Below are 23,990 nucleotides of genomic sequence, written 5' to 3' on the forward strand. Positions count from 1 at the left end.
CCGGACTATCCGCGAAACTGGTTCCGTGCGCGAATACCTACTCATGGCGCTCGTCGCGGCCGCGGTGACGTACCTGCTGGTTCCGCTGATCCGCGTTTTCGCCATCCGCATCGGTGCCATGCCCGAGGTCCGCGATCGTGACGTGCACACCACGCCGACACCCAGGCTCGGTGGCCTGGCGATGTACGGCGGTCTCGTCGCCGGTCTGCTGATCGCCGCGGAGCTGCCCTACGCGGGGGGCAAGCTGGCGGACGAGGGCCAGGGCAAGACCGTGATCGCGCTGATCGCCGCGGGCGGTCTGATCACGCTGACCGGCTTCCTGGACGACTGGCTGGGGATGGACGCCCTCGTCAAGCTCGCCGGGCAGGTCGGCGCCGCGGGGGTGCTCGTCGCCTTCGGGCTGAGCCTGCCGTGGCTCCCGCTGCCCACCGCGCTGGGCGGGCAGACCACCCTCGACTCGACGCTGAGCCCGCTGATCACGATCCTGATCGTGGTCGTCATGATCAACGCGGTCAACTTCGTCGACGGGCTCGACGGGCTGGCCGCGGGGATCGTGGGCATCGCCGCGATGGCCACCTGGACGTACTCGGTGGCCCTGTCGAAGGACTTCGGCAACACCAGCATCAACGCGACGGCGGTCATCGCCTCGGTGCTCATCGGGATCTGCCTGGGCTTCCTGCCGCACAACTTCCACCCGGCGAAGATCTTCATGGGTGACACGGGGGCGATGCTGATCGGCCTGGTCCTCGCCTCCACGATGATCCTGGTCACCCCGCTCGACTCCGGCAGCATCAACGGCTTCCCCGTCATCCTTCCTCTCCTGGTGCCGGTCGCGATCCTGGTGCTCCCGCTGCTGGACCTGATCATGGCGGTGATCCGGCGCACGTCCAACGGCCTGTCGCCGTTCTCGCCCGACCGGGGGCATCTGCACCATCGCCTGCTGGACATCGGCCACTCGCACCGCCGCAGCGTCATGATCATGTACGCGTGGACCTTCCTGTTCGCCTTCGCGGTCGTGGCGCTGTCCATCGAGGGCGTCCCGCTCGTCCTGTTCCCGCTGACCGTGCTGCTCGCCATCGGCGTGCTGGTGATGATGGCGCTGCCCCGCTGGCGCGCCCGCCGCGACCTCGGCGGGGCCGAGGGGCGCGGCGGGCTCGATCCCGCCGCTCCCACGGGTCCCGAGGGCCCCACGGCGGGGCCGGGCCGGCACGCGGGGCCGGGTGGGCAGCCGCCGGGCCGGCCCAGGCCCCACCCGTACCCCTCGGAGGCGCCGGGGCCCCGTTCGGTCGCCGCCGGCGACGACACGGCCACGCTGTCGGTGCTGCCCGACCTGTCGCTCAGCGCTCCCCGGCAGGGGTTCTCAAACCCTGAGACGCCTCTTTGAGCCGCTTGCGCCGATTCCTTGATCGTTTACTTGAAACGGCAGGTAAAGGCGCTCTTCCTTGAGCTTGTGATAGCTTTCACTAGCAGATGGTGAACCTGGCTAGACCTGCAAGGTAGCAATCGCTCGCTTGATAACAGTCACTTGGAGTGCCGATGCTGGCCAACGACGTGCGCCTTCTGAAGGGGGCTGCGATACCCACGGTGCTGGTGGGCCTGGTCGTGATCCTCGTCGCGGCGCTGCTGGCCGGAGCCAAGGGCGCGCTCGGCGCCATGATCGGGACTGCGGTCGTCTGTGTCTTCTTTACCCTCGGCATCGTGGCCGTCTCGTACGCGAGCCGGGTGTCGCCCATGATGATGATGACCGCCGCGGTGCTGAGCTACGCGGTGAAGATTCTCGTGATCATGGCCCTGCTCAAGACCTTCGAGAGCGCCACCGCCTTCGAGCCCAAGGCCTTCGGCTGGGCGGCCATCGCGTGCACGATCGCCTGGACGGTCGGCGAGATGCGCGGCTTCATGAAACTTAAAATGCTGTACGTCGACCCCAATGCCCGGATTCCAGGTCAGGGCGATCCACGATGAGGCGTATCATCTCGCTGGCGGCTTGGACCCTGCCCGATATGACTAGTCCTCACCGCGACTGCTATCGTCATGCCCGCGATGAGCGAAAAGAAAATCCGGCCCGAAGACGACGGCCGCGACTTCGCCAGCGCCGCCTGGTCGATCCCCAGCTATCTCCTCTCCGGGATGATCCTGTACGGCGGTGCGGGCTGGTTGCTGTCCGAGTGGACTGGCGTGGTCGCCTTCACTCCGATCGGATTGATCCTCGGGGTCGCTCTATCCGTCTACCTGGTCTACCGGAAGTACGGTCGCTAGCCTTCGGCGGCGGTCGCTTCGCTGACGAAGCCATTTCGATCAACTACCACGCTGAAGGGAACGCCGCGTGAGCACGCTGACGCTCCTCGCTCCCGGGGACGAGTTCACGCCTCCGGGGCTCGAACTCTTCGACGCCGCCCCGATCATCTCAGGCGTCGCCTGGTTCACGAAGCCGGTGCTGCTGGCCCTGCTGAGCACGGTCATCGTCATCGCCTTCTGCTGGTCGGCCTTCGGCAACCCGAAGCTGGTGCCGAGGGGCGTGCAGAACATCGGCGAGATGGGCTACATGTTCGTCCGCGACCAGGTCGCCCGGCCGTTCCTCGGCAAGGACGCCGACCGGTGGATGGGCCTGCTGCTCAGCATGTTCTTCATGGTCTGGGTCTGGAACCTGATGGGCGTCATCCCGGTGCTGCAGTTCCCGGTCGCCTCGCACATCGCCTTCCCCGTGGTCCTCGCCCTCAGCGTCTACATCCTCAAGGTCTATCTGGGGATCAAGCACCAGGGCGCGATCGGCTACTTCAAGAACATGATGTTCCCGCCGGGGTTGCCCAAGCCGATCTACGTGCTGCTGGCCCCGATCGAGTTCCTGTCCAACCTGATCATCGCGCCCTTCACGCACGCGGTGCGACTGTTCGCCAACATGTTCGCCGGCCACATCATCCTGGCCTTCTTCAGCCTCGTCGGCTTCTGGTTCCTCTTCGAGAAGCTCACCCCGCTGGGCGCCCCGCTCGGCGTGGTCGGCGTGATCATGACGATCGCGATGACGGGCTTCGAGATGTTCATCCAGTTCCTGCAGGCGTTCCTCTTCGCGATGCTCGCCGCGATGTACATCGGCAACTCGCTCCACGCCGACCACTAGACGCACAGACCTCCCTCGAATATCCAGACCGGTGAGCCTTCACCGGCCGACCAGTAAAGGAAACACACAATGAGCGTCCTCGCTGAGGTCACCGGCTCCCTCGGTTCCATCGGTTACGGCCTCGCCGCCATCGGCCCCGGCATCGGCGTCGGCATCATCTTCGGCCAGGGTGTGCAGGCCATCGCCCGCCAGCCCGAGGCCTACGGCCTGATCCGCCAGAACATGCTGCTCGGCTTCGTTCTCACCGAGGCGCTGGCCCTCATCGGCCTCGTCGCGCCGTTCATGTTCGGTCGATAAAGACGCAGGAAAACCTCTGACGGAAGGCTGCACAAATGATTCAGGCAGCTTCGCTCCTGGCGGCGGAGGAGGGGGCTAACCCCCTTCTCCCGCACACCTATGAGCTTGTCGTCGGCGGCTTCGCCTTCTTCGTCGTCCTCTTCGTCGTCGGTAAGATCCTCACCCCGCGCATCCAGAAGACCCTGGTCGAGCGGACCGACGCGATCGAAGGCGGCATCAAGCGAGCCGAGGACGCGCAGAACGAGGCCCAGGCGCTGCTCAAGCAGTACAAGGACCAGCTCTCCGAAGCCCGTCACGAAGCCTCCCGGCTGCGTGAGGAGGCTCGCGAGCAGGGCGCGCAGATCAAGGCCGAGCTCCGCGAGGAGGCTCAGGCCGAGGCCCGCCGCCTGGTCGAGGCCGCTCACCTGCAGATCGAGGCCGACCGCCAGCAGGCGTTCGCCCAGCTCCGCACGGAGCTCGGCCGCCTGTCGATCGAGCTGGCCGGTCGTATCGTCGGCGAGTCCCTGGAGGACGAGGCGCGTCAGCGCCGTACCGTCGACAGGTTCCTCGAGGAGCTCGAGTCGACCAGCGCGGCGGTCCGCTGATGACGCGGCGAACCGGGCATGACGCGCGAGTGTCGGTGAACGGCCGATGAGAGGTCTGAGCAGGGCCTCGCTGACCGAGGTCGAAGAGCGCTTCAACGCCGTCGCGGGAAGCGCCGACCTCGGTACGCTGGCCGACGAGCTCTTCTCGGTCGCCGACCTGCTGGACCGCGAGCACGGGCTCCGCCGCAACCTCTCCGACGCCGCGCGTCCCGCCGCCCAGAAGGCGCAGGTCGTGCGGGTGCTGCTGGAGGGCAAGATCAGCGACGCCGCGGTGGAGACGGTCGTCGCGGCCGTGTCCGCGAAGTGGGCGCGCTCGCGTGACCTGGCCGACGCCCTGGAGCGCCTCGGCGTCATCGCCGCCTCCGCCGAGGCGGAGGCGCAGAGCAGGCTCGACGACGTCGAGGACGAGCTGTTCAGGTTCGGGCGCATCGTCGCCTCGAACCTGGAGCTTTACCGAACCTTGACGGCACCGGCGGTTCTTGAGGCGGCCAAGCGGGAGCTGCTGAGCTCCCTCCTGGCCGAGAAGGTCGCCCCCACCACCCTGCGCCTGGTCACGCAGCTCGTGCTGTATCCGCGAGGACGTAGCCTGGAGGGCGGGCTTGAGGAGTTCGGCAGGCTGGTCGCCGCCCAGCGGCAGCGTCTCGTCGCGGTGGTGCGCAGCGCCGTCGCGCTCTCAGAGGAGCAGAAGCAGCGTCTCGCCACGTGGCTGCGCACCTCGTACGGCCGCGACGTTCATCTGAACGTCGAGGTGGATCCGCGGGTGCTGGGAGGGTTCTCGGTTCGCATCGGGGACGACCTCATCGACACCACCATCGCGGGACGAATCGAAGAAGTCCGCCGCCGGTTGGCCGGCTAGGCGAATAGGGAGACTGAAGAGAGATGGCGGAGCTTACGATCCGGCCGGACGAGATCCGGGACGCACTTGAGCGCTTCGTCCAGGCGTACGAGCCGGAAGGTGCCGCGCGCGAGGAGATCGGGACCGTCGTCGACTGCGGCGACGGCATCGCCCATGTCTCCGGCCTTCCCTCGGCGATGGCGAACGAGCTGCTTGAGTTCGAGGACGGCACGCGTGGCCTGGCACTGAACCTGGACGTCCGAGAGATCGGCGTCGTCGTTCTGGGCGACTTCAGCAAGATCGAGGAGGGCCAGTCGGTCCGCCGGACGGGCGAGGTCCTGTCCGTGCCGGTCGGCGACGGCTTCCTCGGCCGGGTGGTCGACCCGCTGGGCGTCCCCCTGGACGGCAAGGGCCCGATCGAGTCCGAGAGCCTGCGCGCCCTCGAACTCCAGGCCCCCTCGGTGGTTCAGCGCCAGCCGGTGAAGGAGCCGCTGCAGACCGGTCTCAAGGCGGTCGACGCCATGACGCCGATCGGCCGCGGCCAGCGCCAGCTGATCATCGGTGACCGTGGCACGGGCAAGACCGCCGTCGCCGTGGACACCATCCTCAACCAGCGGGAGAACTGGCTCTCCGGCGACCCCGACAAGCAGGTTCTCTGCGTCTACGTCGCGGTCGGCCAGAAGGGCTCCACGATCGCCCAGGTCAAGGGTCGCCTCGAGGAGGCGGGCGCGATGGAGTACACCACCATCGTCGCCGCTCCGGCGTCCGACCCGGCCGGTTACAAGTACCTCGCGCCCTACACCGGCTCGGCCATCGGCCAGCACTGGATGTACCAGGGCAAGCACGTCCTCATCGTCTTCGACGACCTGACCAAGCAGGCCGACGCCTACCGCGCCGTCTCCCTGCTGCTGCGCCGCCCGCCGGGCCGCGAGGCGTTCCCCGGTGACGTCTTCTACTTGCACTCCCGCCTCCTGGAGCGCTGCGCGAAGCTCTCCAAGGAGATGGGTTCCGGCTCGATGACCGGTCTGCCGATCATCGAGACGAAGGGCAACGACGTCTCGGCGTTCATCCCCACCAACGTCATCTCCATCACCGACGGCCAGTGCTTCCTTGAGACCGACCTGTTCAACGCGGGTGTGCGCCCGGCCATCAACGTCGGTGTCTCCGTCTCCCGAGTCGGCGGCTCCGCGCAGATCAAGGCGATGAAGAAGGTCGCCGGTACGCTGCGCCTGTCGCTGTCGCAGTTCCGTGACCTGGAGGCGTTCGCCTCCTTCGCCTCCGACCTGGACGCGGCCTCCCGCGCCCAGCTGGAGCGTGGCCAGCGTCTGGTCGAGCTGCTCAAGCAGGCCCAGTACAGCCCGTTCCCGGTCGAGAAGCAGGTCGTCTCGGTGTGGGCCGGCACCACCGGCCAGCTCGACGACGTCCCGGTCGAGGACATCCGCCGCTTCGAGGCGGAGTTCCTCGACTACCTGGGCCGCGAGAGCAAGGGCATCCTCGACGGCATTCGCGAGACCCGCGACCTGCCCGACGACACGGTGACCGCCCTCAAGGACGCCATCACCGAGTTCAAGAAGAGCTTCGAGACCTCCTCCGGTGAGTACCTGGTCAACGACGAGCCGGTCGCCGCGCTCGGCGAGGGCGAGGTCGGCCAGGAGAAGATCACGAAGCGAGTCCGCACGGCAGAGAAGAAGTAGCCGATGGGTGCCCAGCTAAGACTGCTGCGGCGGCGGATCAAGTCGGTCAAGTCCACGGCGAAGATCACCCGCGCCCAGGAGCTCATCGCCTCGTCCCGCATCGTCAAGGCGCAGCAGCGGATGCAGGCCGCCGTGCCGTACGAGCGCGAGATCACCCGCGCGGTCACGGGCGTGGTCAGCAACACCTCCACCACCGACCATCCGCTGACGGTGGCCAAGGAGCAGCCCGCGAGGGCCGCCGTCCTGATCGTCACCAGCGACAGCGGTTTCTGTGGCGGCTTCAACGCCAACATCCTCCGCGAGGCGGAGGCGCTCGGCAACCTGCTGCGGGACAGGGGCATCGAGCCCGTGCCCTTCGTGACGGGTCGCAAGGGCGTCGCCTGGCACGCCTTCCGCAACCGTGAGATGGGCGGGCAGTGGACGGGGTTCTCCCGTAAGCCCGCCTACTCCGACGCGAAAGAGGTCGCCGGCACGCTGATCGAGGCCTTCTCGGCCGAGGACGGGGTGGACGAGATCCACATCGTCTCCACCGAGTTCGTCTCGATGCTGACGCAGGAGGTCGTGGTCAAGCGCATCCTCCCGCTGGTGGTCGAGGAGACCGCGGAGACGTCCGACACGCCGCTGCCGTACTTCGAGTTCGAGCCCACCGCGGGCGAGGTCCTCGACACGCTGCTGCCGCGTTACGTGGAGTCGCGCATCTTCACCGCGCTGCTCCAGTCGGCGGCCTCAGAGGAAGCCTCGCGCCGCCGGGCCATGAAGTCGGCCACCGACAACGCCAACGAGCTCATCCGCGTGTTCACCCAGCAGATGAACCAGGTCCGCCAGGCCGAGATCACCCAGGAAATCAGCGAGATCGTCGGTGGCGCGAACGCGCTGGCCGACTCCGCAGCGGGGAAAGAGTGAAATGACTGCACAGACTGTTGAGACCGGCGTGGGCCGCGTCGCGCGGGTCACCGGTCCCGTCGTCGACGTGGAGTTCCCCGTCGAGGCGATGCCCGACATCTACAACGCGCTCAAGGTCGACGTCGAGCTGCAGGGTGAGGCCAAGGTCCTCACCCTGGAGGTCGCCCAGCACCTGGGTGACAACCTGGTCCGCGCGATCTCCATGCAGCCCACCGACGGCCTCACCCGTGGCGCCCCGGTGACCGACACCGGCGCGGCCATCTCGGTCCCCGTCGGCGACGTCGTCAAGGGCCACGTGTGGAGCACCCTCGGCGAGTCGCTGGACGTCGAGACCTCGTCGCTCCAGATCAACGAGCGCTGGGGCATCCACCGCCCGTCGCCCGCCTTCGACACCCTCGAGTCGCGCACCGAGATGCTGACCACCGGCATCAAGGTCATCGACCTGCTCACCCCGTACGTGCAGGGCGGCAAGATCGGCCTGTTCGGCGGCGCGGGCGTGGGCAAGACCGTTCTGATCCAGGAGATGATCCGCCGGGTCGCCCGCAACTTCGGTGGCACCTCGGTGTTCGCCGGGGTCGGCGAGCGCACCCGTGAGGGCAACGACCTCTGGCTGGAGATGGAGGAGGCGAACGTCCTCAAGGACACCGCCCTCGTCTTCGGCCAGATGGACGAGCCCCCGGGCACCCGTCTGCGCGTCGCGCTCTCCGCCCTGACCATGGCGGAGTACTTCCGGGACGTCCAGAAGCAGGACGTGCTGCTGTTCATCGACAACATCTTCCGGTTCACCCAGGCCGGTTCCGAGGTGTCCACCCTGCTCGGCCGCATGCCGTCCGCGGTGGGTTACCAGCCGACCCTCGCCGACGAGATGGGTGTCCTCCAGGAGCGCATCACCTCGACCCGCGGTCACTCGATCACCTCCATGCAGGCGATCTACGTCCCCGCGGACGACATCACCGACCCGGCCCCGCACAACGCGTTCGCGCACCTCGACGCGCAGACCGTTCTGTCGCGGCCGATCTCGGAGAAGGGCATCTACCCCGCGGTGGACCCGCTCGACTCCACCTCGCGGATCCTCGACCCGCTGATCGTCGGCGAGGAGCACTACCGCGTGGCCCAGGAGACCAAGCGGATCCTGCAGAAGTACAAGGAGCTGCAGGACATCATCGCGATCCTCGGTATCGACGAGCTCTCGGAAGAGGACAAGGTCACCGTCAACCGGGCCCGTCGCATCGAGCGCTTCCTGTCCCACCCGATGTACGCCGCCGAGGCGTTCACCGGCCAGCCCGGTGAGAACGTCCCGCTGGACGAGACCATCGCCTCGTTCAAGGGCCTGTGCGCCGGCGACTACGACCACCTGCCCGAGCAGGCGTTCTTCATGGTCGGCGGCATCGACCAGGCCGTGGCCAAGGCCAAGGAACTCGCCCGCTAGTCGCCTTCGGCGCCGGTACGGTCACCCGGCCGTACCGGCGCCTGGTTCGATAAGGAACTGGAGAGAAAGTGGCGAAGCTGCGAGTAGGCGTCGTCTCCCCGGAGCGTGAGATCTGGTCCGGTGAGGCCGACATGGTGATTGCCAAGACCGTCGACGGCGAGATCGGTATCATGCCTAAGCACGCGCCCGTGCTCGGCGTTCTCGTCGAGGGCGGTCTGCTGAAGATCAAGCGAGGCGACGGCGAATCCGACCTCGTCGCCGCCGTCCACGGAGGATTCCTCTCGGTGGCCGATGACGAGGTGTCGATCCTGGCCGAGCTCGCCGAGCTGGGTTCCGAGGTCGACGTCGCCCGTGCGAAGAGCGCCCTGGAGCGGGCTCAGGCCTCGGTCGAGTCCAACCAGGAAGACGCGGACGCGGTCGCCGAGGCCAAGCGCGCCAGGGCCCGGTTGCGCGCGGCCGGGGAAGAAGTCGGATAAATTCTGCTTCTTAGGCTGTACGCGCTTTTGGGGGGCGAGCAGACATGGTGGTGGATGTTCTCATCGTGCTGGGGCTGCTCGTCGCCCTCCTGGGACTCCGGGTTCTCATCCTGACCCGCTCCCGGGGATCGGTGCTCTGTTGCCTGCGCTCCCTGTCGAAGGAGCGAGGCTGGCGGGTCGGAGTGGCCCGCTACGCCGACGGACACCTCAACTGGATCCCGCTCATAGGTCTGCTTCCAAGGCCGCGCCACGTCATCGTGAGGCGCGGCCTTGTCGTTTCCGGGCGTCGCAGGGTCGGGTCCGGTGAGTTCTTCGGGTTCATCGAGGGCGTGACGGCGATCGAGTGCCGCAACGGGCAGGACGCCTTCGAGCTCGCCATGGGATACCGGGCCCTGACCGGTTTCGTCGCCTGGCTGGAGTCCGCCCCGCCCAGCGCCTATCTCGACGTCGCCTGACCTTCGCTCAGTCGCCCAGCGCCTACCTCGACGTCGCCCTCGCTCAGCCGCGCAGTGCCTGTCTCGCGTCGCCTGGCCTTCGCTCAGCCACTCAGCCGCTCGATGCCTGTCTCGATCGCCGCCCGGCTTTCGCTCAGCCACTCAGCCACTCAGCGGGTGCCGCCGGGCTTCCAGAGGATCTCGTCGCCGCCCGAGGCCACCCGGCAGAGGATGAACATCAGGTCGCTCAGCCGGTTGAGATACCTCGCGGTCAGCGGGTTGACGTCGTCGTGGGCCTCCAGCGCCGACCAGACGGTCCGCTCGGCCCGCCGGACCACGGTCCTGGCGACGTGCAGCCAGGCCACGGCCGGGGTGCCGCCGGGCAGGATGAAGCTGCGCAGCGGCGTGAGGCGCTCGTTGAACTCGTCGCACCGCGCCTCCAGCCATTCGACGTAGGAGGGCTCGACCCGCAGCGGCGGGAACTCGGGGTTCTCCGCGACCGGGGTGCACAGGTCGGCCCCGACGTCGAACAGCTCGTTCTGGATCCGGGTGAGGACGGCGGTGACGTCCGCCTCCAGGGTCCCCGCGGCGAGGGCGACGCCGATCGCGGCGTTGGCCTCCTCGACGTCGGCGTAGGCGGCCAGGCGCGGATCGGTCTTGCGGGTGCGGCTCATGTCGCCGAGCGCTGTCGTGCCGTCGTCCCCGGTGCGGGTGTAGATCTTCGAGAGCACCACCGGCTTGTCTCTGTCAGCTCGCGTCATGTGGCTCAGCGTATCGGCAGGAAAAACCCTCCCGATTAACCTGATAGTGGACAATATGCTTTGTCGATGGTTTCTGGTTTCTACCTGCGATTCCCTCACATCTCCCACGAGACGCTGACCTTCGTCGCCGACGACGACGTCTGGGCGGCCCCGGCGGACGGCGGACGGGCGTGGCGCCTCTCCGCGGACCGGGCCCCCGCGGGCCATCCCCGCCTCTCGCCCGACGGCACCAAGGTCGCCTGGACCAGCGTTCGCGACGGTGCTCCCGAGGTCCACCTGGCGGATCTGGGATCCGGTTCGGCGGAGCGGCTGACCTACTGGGGAGACGCGCGGACACGCACCCGAGGCTGGACGCCGGACGGTGAGGTTCTCGCGATCAGCGCGGCCGGCCGGCCGTTCGTCTCGCAGACCTGGGCCTACGTGCTCGGGGAGGGACGCGTCGAGCGGTTGCCGTACGGCCCGGTCAACGACCTGTCGGTCACGGGGGACCCGGAGAACACGGTGGCGCTGCTCACCGGGGGGCTCGCCCGCGACCCGGGGACCTGGAAGCGCTACCGGGGCGGCACGGCGGGCCGGCTGTGGGTGCGGCGCGGTGACGGCGACTTCACCCGGATCCTGGCCGACCTGAACGGCCACCTCGCCAACCCGATGCTCGTCGGGGGGCGGCTCGTCTTCGTCTCCGACCACGAGGGCGTCGGCAACCTCTACTCCTGCGAGCCGGACGGCGGCGGCCTGCGCCGCCACACCGACCACGAGGTCTTCTACGCCCGGCACGCCACCACCGACGGGACCCGGATCGTCTACCAGAACGCCGGGGACCTCTATCTCCTGGACGATCTCGACGCCGAGGCCCGCAAGCTCGACGTCACCCTCGGCTCCCCGCTGCGCGGACGGCAGCCGTACCAGGTCCACGCGGGCAGGCGGCTGCACGACCTGGCCGTGGACGCGACCGGGCGGGCCAGCGCGGTGGAGGTCCAGGGGTCGGTGCACTGGGTGACCCACAGGGACGGCCCGGCGCGGCAGCTCAGCGACGGCCTGTCGGCGGGGCGGCCCCGTATCCTCGGCGACGACCGCGTGGTGTGGGTCTTCGACGACGGCGAGGCGCAGGGACTGGAGATCGCCCCGGCGGGGGGCGGGGAGAGCCGCAGGATCGCGGTGGGCGCGCTGGGCGAGGTCGGGGACCTCGCCGTCGCGCCCGACGGGAACACGATCGCGGTGACCAGCAGGAACGGGCGGCTGTTCCTGGTCGACGTGGCCTCGGGCGAGGCCGTGGAGCTGTCCGGGGCCGAGGGGGAGATCCACGGTCTCACCTGGTCGCCCGACTCGGCCTGGCTGGCCTGGTCGCACCCGGACGGCTCCCAGCTGCGCAGGATCAGGCTGGCCAGGGTGGCGGACCGGGTCGTCACCGACGTCACCGACGGCCGGTTCGTGGACGTCTCGCCCGCGTTCACCGGGGACTATCTGGCGTTCCTGTCGCGGCGCGGCTTCGACCCGGTCTACGACGCGCACTCCTTCGACATGTCCTTTCCCTTCGGCTACCGGCCCTACCTGGTGCCGCTGTCCGCGTCCACGCCGTCCCCGTTCGCGCCCAGTCCGGCGGGGCGGGCCGCCGACTCCGGCTCCGACGACGACAAGAAGAAGGACGACGGCGCGATCACCGTGGACCTGGACGGCATCGCCGCCAGGGTCGTGCAGGTGCCGGTGCCCGAGGGCCGCTACTCGGACCTGCGGGCGGTCAAGGGCGGGTTCGTCTGGCTGCGGGAGCCGCTGGCGGGGGAGCTCGGCGAGGACCGGGACGAGGTGGGGGGCGAGGCGCCCCGCCCGGCGCTGGACCGCTACGACCTGGTCAAACGCAAGTGGGAGGAAGTGGTCGACAAGCTCGACTGGTACCGGGTGAGCGGTGACGGCACGCAGCTCGTCGTCAGCGACAAGGGCACGCTCACGGTCCGCCCGGCCGGAGGCAAGCAGGGCGGCAAGAACGGCGACGACACGACCGTCGACCTGTCCAGGATCCGGATGACCGTCGATCCCCGGGTGCTGCGGCGGCACGCCTACGCCCAGCTGGGCCGCCGGATGCGCGCCGACTTCTGGGTCGAGGACATGGCCGGCGTGGAGTGGGAGGCCGTGCTGGAGGAGTACCGGCCGCTGGTGGACCGGGTCGCCACCGCCGACGACTTCGCCGACCTGCTCTGGGAGGTCGTGGGCGAGCTGGGCAGCTCGCACGCCTACGTCGACGCCGCCCCCTGGGGGTATTCGGCCTCCGAGCCGATCGGACTGCTCGGCGCCGACCTCTCCCGGGGCGACGACGGCCGCTGGCGGGTGGACCGGGTGCTGCCCGCCGAGTCCTCCGACGTGTACGCCCGCTCGCCGCTGGCCGGGCCGGGGGCGGGTGTTCAGCCGGGAGAGGCGCTGCTCGCGATCGACGGCCGTCCGGTGCCGCCCGAGGGACCCTCGCGGCTGCTGGTCGGCGCCGCGGACAAGCCGGTCGAGCTCACCCTGGACGGTGGCCGACGGGTGGTCGTCACGCCGCTCCGCGACGACCGGCGCCTGCGCTACCAGCACTGGGTGGCCGAGTGCCGGGCCCGGGTCAGGGAGCTCGGCGGCGGACGCCTCGGCTACCTGCACATCCCGGACATGGTGGCCGAGGGCTGGGCGCAGTTCCACCGCGACCTGCGCCGGGAGATGACCTTCGAGGGGCTCGTGGTGGACGTACGGGGGAATCGAGGCGGTCACACCTCCGAGCTGGTCATCGAGAAGCTGATCCGCCGGGTCATCGCCTGGGACCTGCCCCGGGGGATGACGCCGATCACCTACCCCGAGGACGCGCCGCGCGGCCCGCTGGTCGCGATCACCGACCAGAACGCCGGGTCCGACGGGGACATCGTCACCGCCGCCTTCAAGATCCACAAGCTCGGGCCCGTGGTGGGCACCCGCACCTGGGGAGGCGTCATCGGCATCGAGGACTCTCACCGCCTGGTCGACGGCTCGCGCGTCACCGTGCCCAAGTACGCCTTCTGGTTCGAGGAGCTGGGCTGGGGCGTGGAGAACTACGGCGTCGACCCCGACATCGAGGTCGACATCACCCCCGGCGACTGGGCGGAGGGGAGGGACCCGCAGATCGAGGAGGCGGTACGGCTCGCGCTGGCCGCGCTGGACGAGCGCCCGGCGGCGACCCCGCCCGACCTCGCCACCCGGCCGTCCCGCCGTCGTCCCGCGCTGCCGCCCCGCCCGTAGTTGACATTTGTCATCCAAAACACCTTAAAGATCACTGTTTTTCCGGTGATATCGGCGACTACCTGCTCAAACGCGGGGAGGCGACGATGGTCGCCATGAGAACACCACAGGTGACGGACCCACCCGGCGCCGCGACCGCCGGCCTCGGCAACGTGATCGAGGTCGGCGGGCTCCGGCAGTCGTACGGGGACTTCGAGGCGGTGCGCGGCGTCTCCTTCGCCGTCCCGAGGGGCGAGCTGTTCGCCCTGCTCGGCACGAACGGCGCCGGCAAGACCACCACCGTGGAGGTCCTGGAGGGTTTCAGGGCCCCCACCGGCGGTAGCGTCCGCGTGCTCGGGCTCGACCCGTTCAGGCAGCGCCGGAGGCTGCGGCCCCGCGTGGGGATCATGCTGCAGGAGGGGGGCTTCCTCGGTGACCTCACGGTCGCCGAGACCGTCGGCCTCTGGGAGGGGCTGAGCCGGGACGCGGGCCGCCCCGGCACCTCCGCCGCGCCCGCCGCCCCCTCGGGGGCGTTCCCCCTCCTCGGCCGGCACCGGGGCACGGATCCGCGGACCACGGACGCGCTGGAGGCGGCGGGGCTGGGCCGCAAGGCCAGGACCAGGGTGCGGCAGCTCTCCGGCGGCCAGCGGCGCAGGCTCGACCTCGCGCTGGCGGTGATCTCCCGGCCGGAGGTGCTCTTCCTGGACGAGCCGACCACCGGCATGGACCCCGAGGCGCGGCGCGCCACCTGGAAGGTGATCGAGGACCTGCGGGCGGGGGGCACCACGGTGCTGCTCACCACCCACTACCTGGAGGAGGCCGAGCGCCTCGCCAACCGGCTGGCCATCATGCACGAGGGCCGGATCCACCTCCAGGGCACCGTCGAGGAGGTGGTGGCCGGGTCGGGCGACAGGATCTCCTTCCGCCTTCCCGGTATCTCCTGGGCCTTCGGCGAGCTTCCCTCGCTGGACGGCGTGGCCCCCATACTGACCTACGGCGGCGACACGGGAAACACGGGCGGTACGGGGGTCGCGTACACCCTGAACGGCGGGCGGGCCGAGGCCCGCGCGCACGCGGCGGTCCGGCGGCTCCTGGAGTGGGCCGACGAGCGGGGGGAGACCCTGGAACGGCTGGCCGTGCGCCGGGGAACCCTGGAGGACGCCTTCATGCGCGTGGCCGGGGAGGCGCCACTGGACGGGCCACCGGACGGGGAGGGGACCGGAGCGGGCGGGGCGCTCCGGGGAGCCGGTGACGGGCCGGTGGCGGCGGGACCGGCGAGAGAGGGCGAGTGATCATGAGAACCGACGTGCTGCACGCGGTGAGGCTCGCGAGGATCGATCTGACCCTGGTGGCCAGGAACACCACGGTTATGTTCAACGTGCTCCTGCTGCCGCTCCTGATGGCCTGGGTGTACACCCAGGCGGTCGGCGCCGGGAAGATCGACGGCGTGGGCGGGAGGCTTTTCGTCCTGGCCGGACTGCCGGGGCTGATGCTGGTGTTCGCGGTCTTCATCAACCTGGTGAACTCCTTCACCGCCCGGCGCGAGGAACTGGTGCTCAAGCGGTTGCGCGCGGGCCAGCCGTCGGGCCCGGCGATCCTCGGCGGCAGCGCCCTCGGGGCGCTCGTGCTCTATCTCGCCCAGGTGGCGCTCCTCGCGGTCTGGGTGCGGAGGTTCGAGGGGGTCACGGTGGCCAACGTGCCGATGCTCGTGGCCGTCGCCGTCCTGGGGGTCGCGCTGTTCTGCCTGCTCGCCGCCGCCTTCTCCGGTCTCACGCCGAACGCCGAACTCGCCCAGGTGACGGTGCTGCCGGTGCTCCTGGTCGTGCTGGTCGGCGCCCCGATCGCGTTCCCGGCCGACACGCTGCCCGGCGTGCTGGGCCACGTCTCGGCCCTGCTCCCCGCGACCCCGGTCGTGGAGATCGCGCGCACCGCCTTCCTGGGCGGAGACTACGTCTCCGGAGGCGGGGAGGCGCTGAGCATGGGCGGGCAGTGGCTGGCCGCGCTGCCCTCCTTCGCGGTCCTGCTGGGGTGGATCGTGGTGGCCGGGCTGCTGGCCCGGTGGCTGTTCCGCTGGGAACCCCGGCACGGCTAACGTTCATACGAAATGTCAGCTGATATCGGCGAAAAAGGGATGAGGCGTCTCGCGCGTCTCATCCCCTCCGCGCTTCCCCGGAGAAAGCAGCGATCCTCCCTCCAGCGCTTCCGTCGGATGACCCTCCTCACCCTGACCCTGGGCATCGTGATGGCCTGGCTCGGCCCTCTCAGCGAGCTGGGGGAGGAGAGCGGGTCACCCGGGCTCCTCCTGCTGGTCGTCGGGGTGCCGGGCCTGGTGGTCTTCACCGTCCTCTACGTGAGGATCCTCGAAGCGGCCGTGGACGGGACCCCCGCGCGAGGCGAGATCGTCGCCTCGGCCGTGGTCGTGGTGATCCTCCTGCTCACCCAGGACGGCGACCCCTGGTCCTGGGGGCTGCTCGGCCCGGCCTGGGCGTCGGGTGTCGCGCTGCTGCTGAGCAGGTCCGCCACGGTCGTCGCCACCGTCGTGGCGGCCACCGTCGGCCTGCTGCTCGCGCCGCCGGGCCCCGGTCCCGGGCTCGGCCTGCTGCTCGCGCCGCCGTACGCGGAGGACTCCCTGCCCGTCGTCGGCGCCTACCTCGGGGTGGCCGCGGCGGCGCCGTGGGCGAACCGGCTCCAGCTCTGGTTCTGGCGGATAGTGCGGGCCGCGGAGGAGGGCAAGGAGGCGCAGGCCAGGCTCGCCGTCACCGAGGAGCGGCTCCGCTTCTCCCGCGACCTGCACGACCTGGTCGGGCACAGCCTCTCCGCGATCGCCGTCAAGAGCGAGGTGGCCGCCAAACTGTCGGAGGTGGACGCCGCGCGGGCGGCCGGGGAGATGGACGAGGTACGGATCCTGGCGCGGCAGACGCTCAAGGAGATCCGCGCGGCGGTGCGCGGCTACCGGACGGTCGACCTCGCCGCCGAGCTGCGCGCGATGACCGCGGTGCTGGAGGCGGGCGGCATCCGCTGCACACTGGAGACGCCGTCCGACCAGATGCCCGAGGGGACGGCCACCCTGCTGGCCTGGGTGGTCAGGGAGGGCACCACCAACGTGCTCCGCCACAGCTCCGCCACCACGTGCCGCATCACGATCACCCTCCGCGAGGGGAGCGCCGTGCTGGAGATGACCAACGACGGGGTGGACAGGGCGGCCAGGGTGGACGGCCGGGGCGGTACCGGCCTCGTCGGGCTGTCGGAGCGGGTCGCCGCCATCGGCGGGACCGTCACGGCGGGCCCCGGCGGCCCCGGGAGGTTCAGGCTGCGGGCGACGGTCCCGCTGGAGGGAGAACGATGACCCAGACGATGACCTCGGCACCGGGCCGTCCCGCCGGGGCGAGCGGTCCGGCCGGGGCGGCGCGGTGATCCGGGTACTGCTGGCCGACGACGAGCACCTGGTCAGGAAGGCGATCGCCACCCTGCTCGGCCTGGAGGCGGACATCGAGGTGGTGGCCGAGGTGGCCAGGGGAGACCTGGTGACGGCGGCCGTACTGGAGCATCGGCCCGACGTGGTCGTGCTGGACATCGAGATGCCGGGGATGGACGGGCTGAGCGTCGCCGAGACGCTGCCGGGCCATGCGGTGCTGATGCTGACCAGCTTCGGGCGGCCCGGATACCTGCGGCGGGCACTCGCGGCCGGGGTGCGCGGCTTCGTCCCCAAGGACGCCTCCGCCGACGAGCTGGCGACGGCGATCCGCAAGGTCCACGCGGGCGGGCGCTATCTCGACCCGGAGATGGCCGCTTCGGCGATGATGGCGGGGGAGAGCCCTCTCACCGAGCGTGAGCGCGACTCCCTGGAACTGGCCGCGCGGGGCGCCTCGGTCGCCGAGATCGCCGCCGCGCTCCACCTCACCCAGGGCACCGTACGCAACTACCTGTCCAGCGCCATCGCCAAACTGGGCGCGACCAACCGGATCACCGCGATCCGATCGGCCCAGCAAAAAGGTTGGCTCTAAACCGCGTTTTCTCCTTTGATTCGGGCAAGGGACCTTCATGTCCACGGGAAGGGCGGCGCCGGGAGCGAGGGAGGTTCGCACCTTCTTGTACGCCGTGAAACCATACGAACGCGATGCGTGACCACATGTCCGTGGTGACGCGTCGCCGTTGTGCCGGGCCGCTTCCTGCCGGTGGCCGGGCGTGAGGAGGAGGCATGCGCGTCCCTGGTAACCCCCGGGCCCAAGTGGTCGGCGTCGGGAATCGTCTCGACGTCGGAACCGTCGCCCGAGTGCGCCCGCGGCTGCACGAGGCGGTCGACTCCGGGCGCGGCGACCTGATCGTAGATCTTTCCAGGCTGGAAATGATCGATGCCACCGGTCTCGGGGTGCTGGTGGGTACGCACCGCCGCGCTGTGGGCGCGGAACGCCGTCTTATCCTGCGGGGGGTGCCGCCGAGGGTGATGCGGGTGCTGGCGGTGACCCGGCTCAACCGGGTCCTCACCGTCGAGCTTCCCATGGCCGCGGTGGCCTGATCCGGGCGGTCGCCGGAGTTCGGGGCCACGGCGATGCCAGAACACACCGGAGTTCGGGGCCACGGCGGCGCCGGAACGCACCGCAGTCCTGGGCGATCGCGGCGCCGGAACGCACCGCAGTCCTGGGCGATCGCGGCGCCGGAACGCACCGGAGTCCAGGCCGACGGCGACGCCGGATCACATCGGGACGGGCCCTGCGGACCCGTCCCCTTCTCCCGCCGCCGTCAGGTCACGAAGGACCTGCGGAAGATGTGCGTGGCGGTGTCGATCAGCCCGGCGACCGGAGGCGGGTCGTCGGCCAGGACCCACTCGATGAGCAGCTCCTGGATCGCTCCGATCATGCCCAGCGCGAGGAGGTGCTGGTTGGCCTTCGTCACCTCCGGCAGGTCGGCGACGTTCGACTCGATCGTTCTGGTGAAGGCCGCGACGGCCGACTGCCTGGAGGTGACGAGACACTCGCCCGCCCTGCGTACCTCCAGATGCATGATCCGCGCGCGGCGCCTGTCGTCGGTGACGAAGCTGATGTAGCTGGTGACTCCCGTTTCGACCCGGTCGGCCAGGGTGTCGGGGGCCTGCTCGATGGCTTTCGACATCGCGTCCAGCGTCTCGCGCACGCACCGGTCGTACACGGTCTGCATCAGCTCGTCGCGCCCCGAGAAACACTCGTAGAAGGCGCGGTTGGAGATGCGTGCCTCGGCGCACAATCTCTCGATCGTCGTTTCGGGGAATCCGGGGTCGGAGTAAAGAATGTAGGCCGCGGAGATCAGGCGCTCCCGGCGCTCCGCAAGCCTCTCCTCCGCTGACATTCCCCGGTAGGACCGTCCGTTCATGTCAAGCTCCCGCGGATCGGCGTGAGGTTGACAGATACTCGCTTTATCACTTCCACCTCATGGTTCTGGCCCCCGGAATCAACCATTATGGGTGCAAGATCCTTTTTGTGGAAGAGTAGCTGTGGTATTGCTTACATCCTTGGTGCAAGAAGGTGACAAGTCTGAGTAGTCGGTCAAGTTACCTTTCGCCCGCAAGGTGAGGTTCGTCGCGGTCGGCACGGGCCTCGGCCCCGGTTCGCGGTCGTCTAGCGGGTGAGCAGGCCCCGGTCCAGGGCCGTTGTCACGGCGGCGGTGCGGTCGGAGACACCGAGCTTGCCGAAGACCCGCAGCAGATGGGTCTTGACCGTGGTCTCGCTGATGAACAGGGTCCTGCCGATCTCCGCGTTGGTCAGCCCCCGGGCCACCAGGGAGAGCACCTCGGTCTCGCGCGGCGACAGCGACTCGGCCACCGGAGCCCGCATCCGGGTGACCAGCCTGGTCGCCACCGACGGCGACAGCACGGTCTCCCCGCGCGCCGCCGAGCGGATCGCGGCGAGCAGGTCGGCCCTGGAGGTGTCCTTGAGCAGATACCCCGCCGCACCGGCCTCGACCGCCCGTACGATGTCGGCGTCGGTCTCGTAGGTGGTCAGCACGACCACCCGGCTCTCCGGCCGCCCGGTGAGGATGCGCGAGGTGGCGCTCACCCCGTCCCCGTCGGGCATGCGCAGGTCCATCAGGATCACGTCCGGTGTGAGCTCCCCGGCCCGCACGACGGCCTCGTCCCCCGACGCGGCCTCGCCCACCACCGTGATCCCGGGGTCGGCCTCCAGCATGCCCCGCAGGCCCTCGCGGACCACCGGGTGATCGTCGACGATCATCACGCGAAGCATGTGTCACACTCTCTGGCCGGGGCGGCCGGGCCGTTCGGTTCGGTCGGCGGGGACGTCGGAGGCGTCGGCCTGGTCGCCGAGGTCGCCGAGGTCGCGGGGATCGCCGGGGTTGCGGAGGTCACGGGGGTCATGGGGATCGCCAGGGTCGCCGGAAGGGGCCGGGAGGTCGCCGGAGGTGAGGGCGGGCCGGTCGGTGGGGACGGCCACCTCAAGGGTCGTCCCCTCACCGGGGAGTCCCGTCACGGTGAGGGTCCCGCCGACCTGCTCCACCCGGGCGCGCATGCCCCGCAGGCCGTACCCCTGGCCGCCGGACGGCTCGAAACCGCGTCCGTCGTCGCGCACCTCCAGCCGTACGGAGTCGTCCCGGTAGGCGATCGAGACCGTGGCGGACTCCGCGCCCGCGTGCTTGCGCACGTTGGCCAGGCCCTCCTGGGCGGCGCGGACGAGCACCACCTCGACCGGCGCGCTCAGCGGCCGGGACTCCCCGTACACCTCGAACGCGGTGGACAGGTCCGTCTCCTCGCCGAGCCGGTTCGTCAGCCGCCGCAGCGCCTCGTCCAGGGTCGAGCCGTCCAGCGGTGCCGGGCTCAGCGTGGTGACCAGCAGGCGGGCCTCGGTCAGGTTCTCCCGTGCCGTCCGCATGGCCAGCGCCAGGTGGCGGGACGGGTCCGGCTGCGCCTCGGCCGCCTGGATCAGCATGATGATGCTGGTGAAGCCCTGCGCCAGGGTGTCGTGGATCTCCCCGGCGAGCCGCTCGCGCTCGGCCTGCGCCCCGCGCTCGGCCGAGAGCCTCGACACCGTGGCCCGGCTGCTCTCCAGCTCCTCGATGAGCACGGCCCGCTCCTCGCTCTGCCGGGTGATCCGTTCGATCCAGACGCCGAAGATGGCGGAGAAGAAGATGACGATGGTGGTGACCATCAGGAAGTTGAACGGCTCCGGATTGTCGACCAGGAACAGGTAGCGGATCATCGGGGAGAGGTTCAGCGCGGTCACGGCGATCATCGCCCGCCTGGCGGGGAAGACCATGAAGCACTGCGGGCAGATCCCGAACAGGGCGAACGTCGCGTACGGCGCGATGAGCCCGGGGGCGGTGAACAGCGCGACCAGCAGGACGACGTAGAGAGCCCCCCGGCGCCTGTCCTCGACCACGATCGCCGGACGGCCCAGCAGGACGTAGAGCGGCAGGATCGTGAGCAGGCAGCCCGCCACGATCACCTTCTCGCGTACGGGCACGTCGATGCTGAGCGCGGTCCAGCTGGGCAGGAGAAGCGCGATGACCAGGAGCACCTCCCAGCCCCACAGCGACTCCCAGGCGTGCGGACCGGCCCCCCGGGCGGGGGGCGCGGTGTGGTCGGCGGGGATCATCCGTCGCGGCGGCTCTTCCAGCGGAACGTCATCAGGCACAGCACCAGTCCTCCGACCGCCCAGGCTCCCAGAACCAGGGCGACCCGGTCGAGTTCGTACGAGTTCGCGACCTCAAGTGTGACTCCGGCGTCGCCCAGGAAGACCGACCGGAATCCCTGGCACATCCACTTGAGCGGGAAGATCGAGGCGACGTTCACCAGCCAGGACGGCAGCTGCCCGACGGGGATGAACACCCCGGAGACGAACTGCAGCACCACGAACGGCATCGCGATCACCGCGCTGGCGCTCTTGGCCGACCGGGGCAGACTGCTGATCGCGACCCCGAGCAGGGACGAGCCGACGACGCCGAGCACGAACACCCAGGTGAAGGTCACCCACCGGGACGCCTCCGAGGGCAGTTCCAGGCCGAACAGCGCGACGCCGATGGTCAGCAGGATGACGACCTGCAGGAAGGAGACGGACAGGGTGTTGAGGGCCTTGCCCACGAAGTAGGAGGTGCGGGGCAGCGGGGTGCCCGCCAGCCGTTTGAGCGTGCCGTCGTCGCGGTCCATCGCGACGTTGATGCCGAGGTTCTGGAACCCCGTCATCGCGGCGGTCCCGATCAGCCCGGCCACGTAGAGCTGTGAGACGGTCAGGCCGGTCCCCTCCATCTCGCTGGAGAAGATCGAGCCGAAGAGCACCAGCATGATGATCGGGAAGGCGAAGGTGAAGATCACCGCGTCCCGCTCGCGGAAGAACATCCTGTTCTCGACAACCGCCCGTGACAGCCCCAGTCGTGTCACGGAAGGTTGCCCGGCCCGGACGGCCGGGGCAGAAGATCGGGCAAGGGTCTGGCTCATCTGGCTGATCACCTCGGGGAATCGGTCGACGCTCGGACAGAGGACGATCCGGCGGGGGTCTCGATGAGGCGGAGGTAGACGTCCTCCAGGGTGGGACGGGTCACGGCCAGTCCGGGGACCTCGCCGTCGAAGCGGTGGGTCAGCTCCAGGACGGTCCTGGTCGGCGTGTCCGTCTCCAGGGAGCGGCGCTCGCCCGCGTCGGACCAGCTCACCAGGGCCTTGGCGGTGGCCCTGCCGCCCAGGGTCTTGGGCTCGCCCTCGGCCACGATCCGCCCCCCGGCGACCACGGCCACCCGGTCGGCCAGCGCCTCGGCCTCGTCCAGGTAGTGGGTGGTGAGCACGATCGTGGTGCCGTCGCGGGCCAGGCCCTCGATCAGCTCCCAGAACCGCCTGCGGGCCTCCGGGTCGAACCCGGTGGTCGGCTCGTCCAGGAAGAGCAGCTCCGGGTCGCCGATCACCCCCAGCGCGACGTCCACCCGGCGCCGCTGGCCGCCCGAGAGCTTCCGGATGCGCTGGTCCGCCTTCTCCATCAGCCCGACCTGCTCGATCACCTCGTCCGGGTCCTTGGCGCCGGGGTAGTAGCCCGCGAAGTGCCGCACGGTCTCCCGTACGGTCGCCTCGGCCACGTCGTCGGCCGTCTGCAGCACGATGCCGATCCGCGAACGCCACGCGCGGGTGGGCCTGCCGGGGTCGACGCCCAGGACGCTGACCTCCCCGGCGTCCCGGGTGCGGTGCCCCTCCATGATCTCCACCGTGGTGGACTTCCCGGCCCCGTTCGGGCCGAGGATCGCGAACACCTCGCCCGCGCGGATGTCGAGATCGATCCCCCCGACGGCCTGAACGTCGCCGTAGCGCTTCGTCAGGCCCCTCACTCTTACCGCTGTGTCCTCCATGCGTTAAGCGTCGCGTTTGTGCGGCTTTCCCGGCACCAACGTTCGATGGAGCCCCGTGTCCACCGAACGGAGGACACCCGGCCTCGTCATCCCCCGGTACGCGATCTCTCGCCGCCGGGTGTGTGGCCGGGATCGGCGGCGATCACGCACCAGACGATCTTGCCGCCGGTGACCGGCCACCGGTAACCCCAGCTGCGGCACATCAGCTCGACGAGCAGCAGGCCGCGCCCGCCCTCCTCGTCGTCGGACGGGGTCTTCGGAACGGGCGGGGTGCGGTCGCCGTCCCACACCTCGACCACGACGTACGGGCCGGTTCGGTACATGCCGATCGTCACCAGGTCGGGCGAGAGCATGGCCTCCCCGTAGGAGACCGTGAGGTCGCCCGTCGCCTTGACGGCGTTCGTGACCAGCTCGGAGGCGATCAGCTCGGCGGTGTGCTGGGTTTCGGGTCGGACGACCCCGACGTGGTGTACATCGAGTACACCACCGGCACCCTGTATTTGGAGAAGACTCCAGAAGTCGAGCGGTATACGCTGATGTTTGACCATTTGCGGGCAGCCGCACTGCCTGTAGAGGCGTCGAGGACTCTCATCGCGAAAATCGCGGCCGAGCTTGACCAGTGAACGCCGGGGGAGGGGACGCGGGGATGTCGGTCAACGATCAGCCTGTAGACCTGTCGGGCGCCGAGTGGCGCAAGAGCGCGCGCAGCAACGGTCAGGGTGGTGCCTGCGTCGAGGTGGCGCGAAACCTGCCCGGGGTTATCGCCGTGCGCGACAGCAAGAACCCGAACGGCCCTGCCCTGGTCTTCACGCCCGCGGAGTGGTCGGCGTTCCTGGGTGGGGTGCTGGACGGCGAGTTCGGCACGCCGTAACGGCCGTCGGGCTCTGTTTCGTGGATCTCCCGTGAGCCCCGGTGGCATCCGGGGCCGGTTCGCGCT

General features: G+C 69.8%; 27 protein-coding genes. 20 read left to right on the plus strand and 7 right to left on the minus strand.

The features are described 5' to 3' along the window. The first annotated feature begins 25 nt into the window (after positions 1–25). The 12 genes from ABD817_RS18360 (at position 26) to ABD817_RS18415 (ending at position 9,788) form a co-directional block, all read left to right on the plus strand. On the plus strand, positions 26–1,384 hold the full coding sequence (locus tag ABD817_RS18360; protein ID WP_344919187.1) for a glycosyltransferase family 4 protein: 1,359 nt from the start codon (positions 26–28) through the stop codon (positions 1,382–1,384). Positions 1,385–1,536: 152 nt separating this feature from the next. Further along, positions 1,537–1,962, plus strand: a complete 426-nt coding sequence (locus ABD817_RS18365) for a Cg1360 family ATP-synthase-associated protein (protein ID WP_344919189.1) — start codon at positions 1,537–1,539, stop codon at positions 1,960–1,962. 78 nt (positions 1,963–2,040) lie between these two features. Next, positions 2,041–2,256, plus strand: a complete 216-nt coding sequence (locus tag ABD817_RS18370; protein WP_329090972.1) for an AtpZ/AtpI family protein — start codon at positions 2,041–2,043, stop codon at positions 2,254–2,256. Between the two features lie 67 nt (positions 2,257–2,323). Then, positions 2,324–3,115: a F0F1 ATP synthase subunit A gene (gene atpB, locus ABD817_RS18375; RefSeq protein WP_344919190.1), complete on the plus strand. Its 792-nt coding sequence runs from the start codon at positions 2,324–2,326 to the stop codon at positions 3,113–3,115. A gap of 69 nt (positions 3,116–3,184) precedes the next feature. Next, the gene (gene atpE, locus ABD817_RS18380; RefSeq protein ID WP_155338733.1) at positions 3,185–3,412 is read left to right on the plus strand and encodes an ATP synthase F0 subunit C; all 228 of its coding nucleotides are present in this window, start codon (positions 3,185–3,187) and stop codon (positions 3,410–3,412) included. A gap of 35 nt (positions 3,413–3,447) precedes the next feature. After that, positions 3,448–3,996 carry a F0F1 ATP synthase subunit B gene (locus tag ABD817_RS18385; RefSeq protein ID WP_344919191.1) on the plus strand — a complete coding sequence of 183 codons (549 nt, stop codon included), beginning with the start codon at positions 3,448–3,450 and terminating at the stop codon, positions 3,994–3,996. Positions 3,997–4,042: 46 nt separating this feature from the next. After that, a complete protein-coding gene (locus ABD817_RS18390) occupies positions 4,043–4,852 on the plus strand; it encodes a F0F1 ATP synthase subunit delta (RefSeq protein WP_344919192.1) in 810 nt (269 codons plus the stop codon). Positions 4,853–4,875: 23 nt separating this feature from the next. Next, positions 4,876–6,525 (plus strand): F0F1 ATP synthase subunit alpha, encoded by a 1,650-nt coding sequence (atpA, locus tag ABD817_RS18395; RefSeq protein ID WP_344919193.1) that lies wholly within the window; start codon positions 4,876–4,878, stop codon positions 6,523–6,525. Positions 6,526–6,528: 3 nt separating this feature from the next. Continuing rightward, positions 6,529–7,428, plus strand: a complete 900-nt coding sequence (locus tag ABD817_RS18400; RefSeq protein WP_344919194.1) for a F0F1 ATP synthase subunit gamma — start codon at positions 6,529–6,531, stop codon at positions 7,426–7,428. 1 nt (position 7,429) lies between these two features. Then, a complete protein-coding gene (atpD, locus tag ABD817_RS18405) occupies positions 7,430–8,857 on the plus strand; it encodes a F0F1 ATP synthase subunit beta (protein ID WP_344919195.1) in 1,428 nt (475 codons plus the stop codon). A 68-nt stretch (positions 8,858–8,925) separates the two neighbouring features. Then, positions 8,926–9,333, plus strand: coding sequence for a F0F1 ATP synthase subunit epsilon (locus ABD817_RS18410; protein ID WP_344919196.1), 408 nt, complete (start codon positions 8,926–8,928; stop codon positions 9,331–9,333). A gap of 44 nt (positions 9,334–9,377) precedes the next feature. After that, positions 9,378–9,788, plus strand: a complete 411-nt coding sequence (locus tag ABD817_RS18415; protein WP_344744681.1) for a DUF2550 domain-containing protein — start codon at positions 9,378–9,380, stop codon at positions 9,786–9,788. Between the two features lie 149 nt (positions 9,789–9,937). On the opposite strand, the gene ABD817_RS18420 is transcribed toward ABD817_RS18415, so the two are convergent. Continuing rightward, entirely contained in the window at positions 9,938–10,528 is a 591-nt protein-coding gene (locus ABD817_RS18420) for a cob(I)yrinic acid a,c-diamide adenosyltransferase (protein ID WP_344919197.1), read from the minus strand. A gap of 66 nt (positions 10,529–10,594) precedes the next feature. On the opposite strand from ABD817_RS18420, the gene ABD817_RS18425 reads away from it, so the two are divergent. The 6 genes from ABD817_RS18425 to ABD817_RS18450 all read left to right on the plus strand — a co-directional run bounded on the left by ABD817_RS18425 (position 10,595) and on the right by ABD817_RS18450 (position 18,257). After that, positions 10,595–13,762, plus strand: a complete 3,168-nt coding sequence (locus ABD817_RS18425; RefSeq protein WP_344919198.1) for a S41 family peptidase — start codon at positions 10,595–10,597, stop codon at positions 13,760–13,762. A gap of 95 nt (positions 13,763–13,857) precedes the next feature. Further along, positions 13,858–15,033, plus strand: coding sequence for an ABC transporter ATP-binding protein (locus ABD817_RS18430; RefSeq protein ID WP_344919199.1), 1,176 nt, complete (start codon positions 13,858–13,860; stop codon positions 15,031–15,033). Positions 15,034–15,035: 2 nt separating this feature from the next. Then, on the plus strand, positions 15,036–15,833 hold the full coding sequence (locus tag ABD817_RS18435) for an ABC transporter permease (RefSeq protein WP_344919200.1): 798 nt from the start codon (positions 15,036–15,038) through the stop codon (positions 15,831–15,833). A gap of 117 nt (positions 15,834–15,950) precedes the next feature. Next, complete coding sequence (locus ABD817_RS18440; RefSeq protein ID WP_344919201.1) at positions 15,951–17,087, plus strand: sensor histidine kinase; 1,137 nt, start codon at positions 15,951–15,953, stop codon at positions 17,085–17,087. Positions 17,088–17,151: 64 nt separating this feature from the next. Beyond that, positions 17,152–17,745 (plus strand): response regulator, encoded by a 594-nt coding sequence (locus ABD817_RS18445; RefSeq protein ID WP_344919202.1) that lies wholly within the window; start codon positions 17,152–17,154, stop codon positions 17,743–17,745. A 194-nt stretch (positions 17,746–17,939) separates the two neighbouring features. Then, positions 17,940–18,257 carry an STAS domain-containing protein gene (locus tag ABD817_RS18450; protein WP_344744689.1) on the plus strand — a complete coding sequence of 106 codons (318 nt, stop codon included), beginning with the start codon at positions 17,940–17,942 and terminating at the stop codon, positions 18,255–18,257. Positions 18,258–18,481: 224 nt separating this feature from the next. Here the strand turns inward: ABD817_RS18450 and ABD817_RS18455 are convergent, their stop codons facing one another. The 6 genes from ABD817_RS18455 to ABD817_RS18480 form a co-directional block, all read right to left on the minus strand. Next, on the minus strand, positions 18,482–19,087 hold the full coding sequence (locus ABD817_RS18455; RefSeq protein WP_344919203.1) for a TetR/AcrR family transcriptional regulator: 606 nt from the start codon (positions 19,085–19,087) through the stop codon (positions 18,482–18,484). 245 nt (positions 19,088–19,332) lie between these two features. Then, on the minus strand, positions 19,333–19,956 hold the full coding sequence (locus ABD817_RS18460) for a response regulator (protein WP_344919205.1): 624 nt from the start codon (positions 19,954–19,956) through the stop codon (positions 19,333–19,335). Positions 19,957–19,959: 3 nt separating this feature from the next. Further along, positions 19,960–21,360 (minus strand): sensor histidine kinase, encoded by a 1,401-nt coding sequence (locus tag ABD817_RS18465; protein ID WP_344919206.1) that lies wholly within the window; start codon positions 21,358–21,360, stop codon positions 19,960–19,962. After that, a complete protein-coding gene (locus tag ABD817_RS18470; RefSeq protein WP_344919207.1) occupies positions 21,318–22,160 on the minus strand; it encodes an ABC transporter permease in 843 nt (280 codons plus the stop codon). Before ABD817_RS18470 ends, ABD817_RS18465 begins: the two co-directional genes overlap by 43 nt. An 8-nt stretch (positions 22,161–22,168) precedes the next feature. Beyond that, entirely contained in the window at positions 22,169–23,053 is an 885-nt protein-coding gene (locus ABD817_RS18475) for an ABC transporter ATP-binding protein (RefSeq protein ID WP_344919208.1), read from the minus strand. An 86-nt stretch (positions 23,054–23,139) separates the two neighbouring features. Beyond that, on the minus strand, positions 23,140–23,601 hold the full coding sequence (locus tag ABD817_RS18480) for an ATP-binding protein (RefSeq protein WP_344919457.1): 462 nt from the start codon (positions 23,599–23,601) through the stop codon (positions 23,140–23,142). Between ABD817_RS18480 and ABD817_RS18485 the strand changes: the two genes are divergently transcribed. Both ABD817_RS18485 and ABD817_RS18490 read left to right on the plus strand, forming a co-directional pair. Next, positions 23,548–23,676 carry a Scr1 family TA system antitoxin-like transcriptional regulator gene (locus ABD817_RS18485; protein ID WP_344919448.1) on the plus strand — a complete coding sequence of 43 codons (129 nt, stop codon included), beginning with the start codon at positions 23,548–23,550 and terminating at the stop codon, positions 23,674–23,676. The genes ABD817_RS18480 and ABD817_RS18485 overlap by 54 nt on opposite strands. 23 nt (positions 23,677–23,699) lie before the next feature. Then, a complete protein-coding gene (locus ABD817_RS18490) occupies positions 23,700–23,924 on the plus strand; it encodes a DUF397 domain-containing protein (protein ID WP_344919209.1) in 225 nt (74 codons plus the stop codon). Positions 23,925–23,990: the final 66 nt, after the last annotated feature.

The organism is Streptosporangium oxazolinicum (assembly GCF_039537505.1).
GTDB lineage: Bacteria > Actinomycetota > Actinomycetes > Streptosporangiales > Streptosporangiaceae > Streptosporangium > Streptosporangium oxazolinicum.